Origin of the sequence: Streptomyces sp., from assembly GCF_019510245.1 — a bacterium.
Classification (GTDB): domain Bacteria; phylum Actinomycetota; class Actinomycetes; order Streptomycetales; family Streptomycetaceae; genus Streptomyces.
In genome coordinates this window covers 1-2,209 of the sequence record NZ_JAEKKT010000409.1, presented here as the reverse complement: position 1 = coordinate 2,209, position 2,209 = coordinate 1, and the positions used below count along the sequence as shown (strand labels likewise).

Annotated in this window: 4 protein-coding genes and 1 pseudogene; 2 read left to right on the top strand and 3 right to left on the bottom strand. The window is 72.2% G+C overall.

The annotated features are described in order from the left end of the window. The 3 genes and pseudogenes from JF597_RS53050 to JF597_RS53040 form a co-directional block, all read right to left on the bottom strand. Positions 1-93: pseudogene (locus JF597_RS53050) on the bottom strand (VOC family protein); the annotation flags it as partial. A gap of 78 nt (positions 94-171) precedes the next feature. Beyond that, entirely contained in the window at positions 172-639 is a 468-nt protein-coding gene (locus JF597_RS53045) for a pyridoxamine 5'-phosphate oxidase family protein (RefSeq protein ID WP_294014149.1), read from the bottom strand. A gap of 25 nt (positions 640-664) precedes the next feature. Continuing rightward, positions 665-1,195 carry a GNAT family N-acetyltransferase gene (locus tag JF597_RS53040; protein WP_294014147.1) on the bottom strand — a complete coding sequence of 177 codons (531 nt, stop codon included), beginning with the start codon at positions 1,193-1,195 and terminating at the stop codon, positions 665-667. Between the two features lie 91 nt (positions 1,196-1,286). Here JF597_RS53040 and JF597_RS53035 point away from each other — a divergent pair, with 91 nt between their 5' ends. Both JF597_RS53035 and JF597_RS53030 read left to right on the top strand, forming a co-directional pair. Next, positions 1,287-1,649, top strand: a complete 363-nt coding sequence (locus JF597_RS53035; protein ID WP_294014145.1) for a DUF1304 domain-containing protein — start codon at positions 1,287-1,289, stop codon at positions 1,647-1,649. Beyond that, positions 1,646-2,209: a TetR/AcrR family transcriptional regulator gene (locus JF597_RS53030; protein ID WP_266555964.1), complete on the top strand. Its 564-nt coding sequence runs from the start codon at positions 1,646-1,648 to the stop codon at positions 2,207-2,209. Before JF597_RS53035 ends, JF597_RS53030 begins: the two co-directional genes overlap by 4 nt.

Genomic DNA, 2,209 nt, shown 5'->3' with positions numbered 1-2,209 from the left:
CTCCTCGGCGTCCAGCAGCTCCTTGTAGAACACGGCGAGCTTCTCGGGCTCGGCACAGTCGAGCACGACGACCCCCGCTTTCACCAGTGCCATGTCTCCTCCGAAGGGTTCGGCCACGGGGTGTTGGCGCCCCGCGGCCTTGTACCTTGCGGATATCCCGGCACGGCCGATTCAGTCGGCGGCCAGCCACTGTCCGTCCCGCATCAGCTCACGCCCCGTGAGCTCATCGGCCTCCCGCCAGGCCTGCACCCGCTGCGGGTGGACCCTGAAGTACAGGTAGGGCGTGGCGAGTCGACGGGGGTCGAAGCCGGTTCGTGCGGCGAACCGGTCCCCCTCCTCGCCGGTCAGCTCGGCCTGGGTGACGGTGTCGACGGTGCCCTCGATCATCACGACGTCCCGGGTGGGACCGAGGCCGAGGCGCACTCTGCCGGTCGCCTTGAGGTTCCGCCCGGTGGGGCTGCCGGCCGGGGTGGCCAGGAGGATGGTGGAGCCGTCCCAGAGGAACGAGAGCGGGACGAGATACGGCACACCCGAGCCGTCGTCCGGGGCCGTGGCGACCCAGACGTCCTCGTCGTGCTCCAGTCGGTTCAGGGTGTCCTGCTTACGCTGCTTCGCGGGGCGTGGCGGCTGCGGGGCCATCGGCGTGCGTCCTCCTGCGGGATCATCAAGTGATGGCATCAGTCTGGCCGTTCGAACCGGCTTCCACCTCCGCCTTTCGGCCTAGGACGTGTCGCAGTGTCACGGCGTGGGCCCCGAATCCCTGGCGCTCGTAGAAACGGATCGCCTCCGGGTTGGCCGCATAGGCGGCGACCTCCGCCTGCACGGCCCCCTGCGCCCCGGCCCAGGCCAGGAACTCCTCCACCAAGCGGGCGCCGACCCGCGCGCGCCGATGGACCGGGCGGACGTACAGGCCGTTCAGCACGGCCGACTTCACGGGCCGCACGGCCGACGGTTCGGTCACGGATCCCGTCAGATGTCCGACGACCTCACCGTCGTGAACCACCACCAGGACGAATCGCGCCGGGTCCGCCAGCGCCTCGGTGCAGGACGCGGCCCCGTGCTCACGCGGCCAGTCGATGTCGACGCTCGCGTCCCTGGTTCCGGCGTCCTCGGCGAACAGGCCCGCGCTGGAGGCGACCAGTCCCGGGATGTCGTCAGGGCGGGCGCGGCGCACGGTCAGGTCTTGGTCGGTCATGGCGCGCACGCTGGCGGGCGGCACTGACAGATGGACTTCCTGGACGGTTGTCCAGCTATAGTGGACACACGTCCAAGAAGTAGGGAAGCTGATGGAGATCCTGGCCGATGTGCTGGTTGCCCTGGTGGCGGCGCTGCACGTGTACATCCTGGTGATGGAGATGTTCCTGTGGCAGAAGAAGCCGGGGATGTCCTTTCACGGCTTCGCCCCTGAGATGGCCCGGGCCACCGCCGCCATGGCCGCCAACCAGGGGCTGTACAACGGCTTCCTCGCGGCGGGGCTGGTGTGGGGGCTCGTGGCCGGGGATCCGACCGGATTCCGGGTGCAGGTCTTCTTCCTGGTGTGCGTGATCGTCGCGGGTGTGTACGGCGCCGTCACCGCCAACGTCCGGATCCTCGCCGCCCAGGCCCTGCCCGGCGCGCTCGCCCTGGCGGCCGTGCTCGCGGCGCGGTGACCCGCGCCGCACCCGAGGACCCGCGGGCGGCCCGCACCCGGGCGCGGCTGCGGGAGGCGCTGCTCGCGGAATGCGCCGAGCGGCCGCTGGAGGAGGTCGGCGTGGCCGCGCTGGTGCGGCGGGCCGGGGTCGGCCGGGCGACCTTCTACGTGCACTACGACGGCCTGGAGGCGCTCGCCGTCGACGCCTGCGCGGACGTCGTACGGGACGCCGTGGAGGCGCTGCACGCCTGGCGCGGGCGGCCCGACCCGGTGCACGCGCCGCCCGCGCTCGCGGAGTTCTTCGGCTCGCTCACCCCGCACACCGCCCTGTACCGGTCCCTGCTCGCGCCGGGCGGCGGCGGCCCCCTCGGCAGGGTCCTGCACCGGGACCTGAGGGCCTACAGCCTGCGGGAGCGTGAGCTCGCGGGCGCGGCGGACGCCCCCCTGGTCGCCTCCGCGGTCGCCGCCACCTTCGCCGGCGTACTGGCCGACTGGCTGCACGGCCTGCTCGACGCCGGCGCAGCCGACATCGCCGACCAGGTCTGGCAGTTGCTGGTCGCACTGCATGCGAGCCGGTGA